General features: G+C 42.1%; 9 protein-coding genes, 1 tRNA gene and 1 other annotated feature. Of the genes, 9 read left to right on the plus strand and 1 reads right to left on the minus strand.

From position 1 onward, the window contains the following. Positions 1-4: 4 nt before the first annotated feature. Positions 5-550: an RDD family protein gene (locus tag C7B62_RS04125; RefSeq protein WP_106233352.1), complete on the minus strand. Its 546-nt coding sequence runs from the start codon at positions 548-550 to the stop codon at positions 5-7. Between the two features lie 193 nt (positions 551-743). On the opposite strand from C7B62_RS04125, the gene glp reads away from it, so the two are divergent. The 9 genes from glp to rplL all read left to right on the plus strand — a co-directional run bounded on the left by glp (position 744) and on the right by rplL (position 6,337). Next, a complete protein-coding gene (gene glp / locus C7B62_RS04130) occupies positions 744-1,967 on the plus strand; it encodes a gephyrin-like molybdotransferase Glp (RefSeq protein ID WP_106233353.1) in 1,224 nt (407 codons plus the stop codon). A gap of 106 nt (positions 1,968-2,073) precedes the next feature. After that, complete coding sequence (rplS, locus tag C7B62_RS04135) at positions 2,074-2,439, plus strand: 50S ribosomal protein L19 (RefSeq protein ID WP_106233354.1); 366 nt, start codon at positions 2,074-2,076, stop codon at positions 2,437-2,439. A 97-nt stretch (positions 2,440-2,536) separates the two neighbouring features. Further along, positions 2,537-2,609: transfer RNA gene (locus C7B62_RS04140), tRNA-Trp, on the plus strand. Between the two features lie 345 nt (positions 2,610-2,954). After that, positions 2,955-3,191: a preprotein translocase subunit SecE gene (gene secE / locus C7B62_RS04145; RefSeq protein ID WP_199194057.1), complete on the plus strand. Its 237-nt coding sequence runs from the start codon at positions 2,955-2,957 to the stop codon at positions 3,189-3,191. Between the two features lie 10 nt (positions 3,192-3,201). Beyond that, positions 3,202-3,870, plus strand: a complete 669-nt coding sequence (gene nusG, locus C7B62_RS04150; RefSeq protein WP_106233355.1) for a transcription termination/antitermination protein NusG — start codon at positions 3,202-3,204, stop codon at positions 3,868-3,870. 3 nt (positions 3,871-3,873) lie between these two features. Further along, positions 3,874-4,302: a 50S ribosomal protein L11 gene (rplK, locus tag C7B62_RS04155; protein WP_106233356.1), complete on the plus strand. Its 429-nt coding sequence runs from the start codon at positions 3,874-3,876 to the stop codon at positions 4,300-4,302. Positions 4,303-4,423: 121 nt separating this feature from the next. After that, positions 4,424-5,143, plus strand: a complete 720-nt coding sequence (gene rplA / locus C7B62_RS04160; RefSeq protein ID WP_106233357.1) for a 50S ribosomal protein L1 — start codon at positions 4,424-4,426, stop codon at positions 5,141-5,143. Positions 5,144-5,176: 33 nt separating this feature from the next. Further along, positions 5,177-5,337 (plus strand) — a sequence feature (ribosomal protein L10 leader region). 37 nt (positions 5,338-5,374) lie between these two features. Further along, positions 5,375-5,899: a 50S ribosomal protein L10 gene (rplJ, locus tag C7B62_RS04165; protein WP_106233358.1), complete on the plus strand. Its 525-nt coding sequence runs from the start codon at positions 5,375-5,377 to the stop codon at positions 5,897-5,899. 54 nt (positions 5,900-5,953) lie between these two features. Then, positions 5,954-6,337: a 50S ribosomal protein L7/L12 gene (gene rplL, locus C7B62_RS04170; RefSeq protein WP_106233359.1), complete on the plus strand. Its 384-nt coding sequence runs from the start codon at positions 5,954-5,956 to the stop codon at positions 6,335-6,337. Positions 6,338-6,521: the final 184 nt, after the last annotated feature.

Here is a 6,521-nt window from a genome sequence, read left to right on the forward strand (position 1 = left end):
CTTACTATCTTCGCATATTCCGCTGGATTTGACCAAATATTTTTTTGAGTCTTAAATCGAGTGAAAAACCTCTTTGAGTCTGAATCATTAAAGTTTGGGCGACACGGTCGTGAAATGCCAAATTATTTTCTTCATCTAAAAGAGCCAGAGAACAATTGATCGCTAAGGGCGCAAGTAGTAACAACATCGATAAACCATTGCGAACATTGATTTGTAAGCCGGCGATCGCCAAAGCTGCACCACAACCTAGAATCAGTTCTCTCTTGCCTAAAGTCATCAGATCGGGTAACCGAGAAAAGCGAGAATCGATCACTTGAGTATCTAATGCCCAACGTCCCAAACTCTGACCCTGATTTTTCTCGGCAACTACTACCCGAGCAATGATCCAGACTAATAAAAATACTAGCCATTGAACAAATAAGTTAGCAGCAAAAAAAGCACTAATAAACCAAGTAGTCAAAAAGTCGATCGCAAATGCACCAACTCTTCTATCCATCGGAACTTTAGGATATCTTCTTAAATTAGGCTCAGGTTTGTAATCGTCATACATGATATGTACGTTTGATTCTCATAAGAATATAAACTAAGTATATTGCGAGTTTTCGGCTTCCAGCTTGAGGCTATTAGCATACTATTATTCTCGTATTCTAACTTTTGAGCGATAGAAGTATCAGTATGATTCATTGCTCATTGCTCATTGCTCACTGTTCATTGCTTATTGCTCATCGCTCATTGTTGAATTTATGTTGTCAGTTCAAGCAGCCGAAGCAATCATTCTTAATTTAGTTAACAGCCGAGCTTCTAACCAAGTAGAAATAGTTGCTCTAGAAGAGGCGAACGGACGAATTTTAGCCCAACCTGTTACGGGAAAACTAGATATTCCTCACTGGGATAATTCGGCGATGGATGGTTATGCCGTGCGTTACCAAGACGTACAAAACTGTAGTGCCGAAAAACCTGTAACCTTAGAAATCGTTAGCGAGATTACAGCAGGGGCTCGTCCACAAGCTGAGATCCAACCAGGACAAGCAGCTCGTATCTTTACTGGGGCTATGTTACCTTTGGGAACAGACACCATTGTCATGCAGGAAAATACCCAAAGACAAGGCGATCGCGTCTTGATTCTGCAACCACCAGAATTACAAGAATTTGTGCGCCATCAAGGCGCTTTTTATCAAGCGGGAACACCTTTGCTAGCAGCAGGGATTAAAATCGGCGCAGCCGAAATTGCTGTGTTGGCTACCGCCCAATGCACTCAACTATCTGTTTATCGTCGCCCTCAAGTGGCGATCCTCTCCACAGGAGATGAACTAGTCACCCCTGAACAAACTTTGCAGCCTGGGCAAATTGTCGATTCTAATCAGTATGCCTTGGCTAGCTTTGTGGCAAATAACGGGGGCATACCAATTAAATTGGGAATAATTGCCGATCGCCCCGCAGAATTAAAACAAGCGATCGCCCAAGCGCTCACCTCAGCGGATTTGGTTCTATCTACTGGAGGGGTGTCTGTAGGCGACTATGACTATGTCGAGAGGATTCTGACAGAATTAGGCGGTACGCTGCACATTCGTAGCGTAGCCGTCAAGCCAGGTAAACCATTAACCATAGCTACGTTTCAAGACAACAATTGTCTGTATTTCGGCATTCCAGGCAATCCCGTATCGGCACTAGTTAGCTGCTGGCGTTTCGTACAGCCTGCCCTCAAGAAACTTGCAGGAGTGAACTATCAACCTCGCTTTGTTAACGCCACGACTCGCCACGATTTACGAGCAGGAGGCAGCAGAGAAACTTACTTATGGGGAAAATTACATTTAGCAGACGGCGAGTATGAATTTGCTTTAGCGGTTGGTAGTTATAGTTCAGGTAATTTAATCAATTTGGCACAAACCAATGCCTTAGCGATCGTCCCTGTTGGTCAAAAATTAATTGCAGCAGGTGACCAAGTAAAAGTGATGCTGCTGGATTGATTTGCCAGCAAGCTAAATTAGCCATTACTAGCAAATACTCAAAGTTACTCTTTAATATTGCCTGGAAAAAAGCTATTATGGTAAATCGTGAGTTTTTATACTAGCCATGAATGCCGAAGCAATTATACGTTCGATCGAATCGGAACAGCTTAAGTCCAATCTGCCCAGGATCTATGTAGGGGACACAATAGAAGTAGGGGTCAGAATCACAGAAGGAAATAAAGAGCGTGTCCAGCCCTACAAAGGTACTGTAATCGCCAAACAAAATGGTGGGATCAACGAAACTATTACTGTCCGTAAAGTTTTTCAAGGTGTGGGAGTAGAAAGAGTATTTTTGCTACATTCACCAATGATCGATCAAATCAAAGTAGAGCGTCGTGGCAAGGTACGTCGTGCCAAACTTTATTATCTTCGCGATCGCGTTGGTAAAGCAACTAGAATCAAACAACGTTTTGATCGCCCGATCAAATAGCTCCCTCCCGAAAAATTAGCTTGGGAAAAAATGCCACGATGCGATATCATTGTATGGCTTTGACTTAATTGATTTATAATTTAATCAGAGCCAGCGTGCGTCTTTAGTTCAGTTGGTAGAACGTCGGTCTCCAAAACCGGATGTCGAGGGTTCAAGTCCTTCAAGGCGCGTTGCCAAGTTTCCTTCTCTAGGCGCAATATTTATCTAGAGCAGTTTAGTCTATGGTAGGTTGGCTTCTTTATTCCGAGTTAATTTTGCCATCTTTCAATCAGCCAATATACCAATCAGGGATCAAGTCAGGACAGATTTGAAATTGCTGCTTGCTACTAATGGAGCCGATAACTTAAGTATGTCCTAGCCTAACCCTAACTTTGTACAGCTATAGATCATCTAACCTGTTGGTATTTACTTAATAATTACTAAAGAGTTAAGCTAATTAAGAGTTAAGTTGGCATTTTTCGACGACGGTAACATCTAAATTATAAATAGCGAAATATTCGCGCGAGGCAACAGTTTTGGCTAAAAAAGATATAGTAAATAAAGAACAACCCGTAACCAAAGAAGCAGAAAAAAGCAATAGTGCTGCTAATTTTGCGCTGGAAACCAAAGAAGAATTAGGTAAGGTTGTCTGGCCCTCTCGCCAGCAGTTGGTTAGTGAATCAGCCGCCGTAATTTTAATGGTGATCTTAGTGTCGACAATTATTTATTTAATCGATCAATTTTTTGCCTGGGGAGCAGGAAAAGTATTTTAAACTATGAACTATGACTAATACCGCAGATATACCAGAAGAAGATCAGTTTGAAGATGACGATAGGCAATTTGAAGAAGAGCAGCCAGGACAAGTACAGGTAAACGTCAAAACCAAAGGGAATCCTCGTTGGTACGCGGTACAAGTCGCCTCTGGTTGCGAAAAGCGCGTCAAGACCGATATTGATATGCGGATTCAAACTCTCGATCTGGGCGATCGCATTATTCAGGTACGAATCCCTCAAACCCCTAGCGTCAAAATTCGTAAAGATGGCTCTCGCTATACCAGTGACGAAAAAGTTTTTCCTGGCTATGTTCTAGTCAAGATGCTAATGGACGATGATGCTTGGCAGGTGGTTAAAAACACTCCCAACGTGATCAACTTTGTCGGCTCAGAGCAGAAGCGTCGCTACGGTCGAGGTCGAGGTCACGTCAAGCCATTGCCTTTATCTCGTACCGAGGTAGAAAGAATCTTCAAGCAAGCTGAAGAACAAGAGCCAGTCATTAAAATTGACATGGAAATTGGTGATAAAATTGCTGTACTCTCTGGCCCATTTAAAGAGTTTGAAGGGGAAGTAATTGAAGTTAGTCCAGAAAGAAGTAAGCTTAAGGCTTTATTATCTATTTTTGGGCGAGATACTCCTGTAGAATTGGAGTTCAATCAAGTCGAAAAACAAAACTAAAACATGCCTAGAAAAGTTGTAGCGTTAATAAAACTAGCTCTACCTGCGGGTAAAGCTAACCCAGCACCTCCTGTTGGCCCAGCCTTGGGTCAACACGGTGTGAACATCATGGCGTTCTGTAAAGAATATAATGCCAAAACAGCAGATAAAGTCGGGTTGGTAATTCCTGTCGAAATTTCTGTATTTGAAGACAGAAGCTTTACCTTTATTCTGAAAACTCCTCCTGCATCAGTCTTGATTAAAAAGGCAGTAGGGATCGAAAAAGGAGCGAGTGAACCCAACAAACAAAAAGTTGCGACCATCACTCAAGATCAGCTCAAAGAAATTGCTCAAACTAAATTGCCCGATCTCAACGCCAATGACCTAGAGGCAGCGATGAAAATTGTAGCAGGGACAGCTAAAAACATGGGTGTGGCGATTAGCGAAGCTTAGCCTTAGGCATCGCTGAATAAACAGCTTTTTGGTTCAAAATTAATTATCAAACATTACGAAATTACTCAACACTTTAACGGGGAGAAGCAAATCGCTTCGCTAATTACCCAAGGAGAACATCATGGCAAAAACAATGTCTCGTCGTATGCGCGAGCTAGTCAAAAAAGTAGATTCCGACCAGGTTTATCAACCTTTAGAAGCGCTAAGCTTACTCAAAGAAACAGCCACGGCAAAATTTGATGAAACCGCTGAAGCTCACATCAAACTCGGTATCGATCCCAAATATACCGATCAACAGCTAAGAACTACCGTTAGCCTTCCCAAAGGGACAGGGCAAAGCGTTAGGGTTGCTGTTATTGCCCGTGGGGAACAGGTTAAAGAAGCAGAACAGGCTGGAGCAGAAATTTATGGTTCAGAAGAACTAATTGAAGACATTCAAAAAGGCATGATGGATTTTGATATCCTGATTGCCACTCCTGACATGATGCCCAAAGTAGCAAAACTAGGTCGTGTTTTAGGTCCTAAAGGTTTAATGCCTTCACCAAAAGGAGGGACTGTTACAGCCGACCTACAATCAGCAGTAGAAGCCTTTAAAGCTGGTAAATTAGAATTTAGAGCTGACAAAGCAGGCATCGTTCATGTTATGTTTGGTAAGGCATCTTTTTCGGCGGAAGATTTGTTAGCAAATCTTAAAGCATTACAGGAAACCATCGAACGAAATCGTCCTTCGGGTGCGAAAGGTCGTTACTGGCGTACTATGTATGTTTCCGCTTCGATGGGTCCATCAATTCAGATTGATATCAGTGCTTTACAAGATTTAAGTTTGACTAACCTAGCCTAAACGAAAATTCGTGACAAAACACTACAAATAATCGAACATAAACGACTAATACCGAAGACAGTGGGTGTGTTAATTCACTTAATTTCCTGCCGAGGTCAATGTCTATCAGTTTGAGATCTCCAGCCGATTTGGCTGGTAACGGTCATGAACCTAGGCAACCTCTGGCAAGAAGCTGGAGGTTTTGTCGTGTTAGACCCAAAAAGATCCAAATTCAATCGGAGGTGATACAGAATGGGGAGAACCCTCGCCAATAAAAAAGAAATAGTAGCGGATCTCAAGGAAAGCCTTAGTGATGCTCAGTTAGCTTTCGTGATTAACTATGAGGGTTTATCAGTAGCAGAAATTACTGAACTTCGTAATCGCTTGCGACCCATCGGTGCTAGCTGCAAAATTACGAAAAATACCCTGATGAACATTGCCATTAGTGGCGATGAAAGTTGGCAGCCCATGGAAGAATTCTTAGGCAGTGCGACCGCTTTTCTGCTCACAGGAGAAGAGATTGGCGCAGCAGTCAAGGCCTATAAAAGTTTCCAGAAGGACACCAAAAAGACCGAGGTGCGCGGTGGCGTCATGGAAGGTCGAGCTTTAACCAAAGATCAGGTTGAGGCTTTAGGTGACTTGCCTACCAAAGATGAGCTATACGCACAAATTGCAGGCTCAATTAATGCCCTGGCGACCAAACTTGCTGTGGGTATCAAAGAAGTTCCCAGTGGACTTGCCAGAGGGATCAAGGCTGTTTCTGAGCAAGAACAGTAAACCGCTTGGAACTATCTACACAACTAATTATTTATCTATAACACGGAGTAAAATATGTCTGCTGCAACTGATGAAATTCTCGAAAAGCTTAAGTCCTTAAGTCTTTTAGAGGCTTCAGAACTTGTTTCTCAAATTGAAGAAACTTTTGGCGTAAGTGCTGCTGCTTCTGCTGGTGTGGTTATGGCAGCCCCAGGTGCTGCTGCTGGAGAAGCTGTTGAAGAGAAAACTGAATTTGACGTGATTCTTGAAGAAGTACCCAAAGAAAGCAAAATCGCAATTCTTAAAGTAGTACGTACTATCACTGGCTTAGGTCTAAAAGAAGCTAAAGAAATGGTGGAATCTACACCCAAAGCTATTAAAGAAGGCGTTGCCAAAGAAGACGCAGAAGAAACTAAAGCCAAGCTAGAAGAAGCTGGAGCTAAAGTTACTGTTAAATAATTTAAGCAGTAATTTTCAATTCGAGTGTTTAGGGATGTTCAAAACCAGAATATCCCTTTTTTTGTCTCAATAGTCAGAAAATTTAGTATATTTGTATTAAATACAAAATAAGGTGAGCATCGCCCACCCTATTGATTAGACTGATTAGACTCCTACAGTGTTTTTAAGTAACACTTTACTCATT

The sequence above is a fragment of the Pleurocapsa sp. CCALA 161 genome (assembly GCF_003003995.1).
Taxonomy (GTDB): Bacteria; Cyanobacteriota; Cyanobacteriia; order Cyanobacteriales; family Xenococcaceae; genus Waterburya.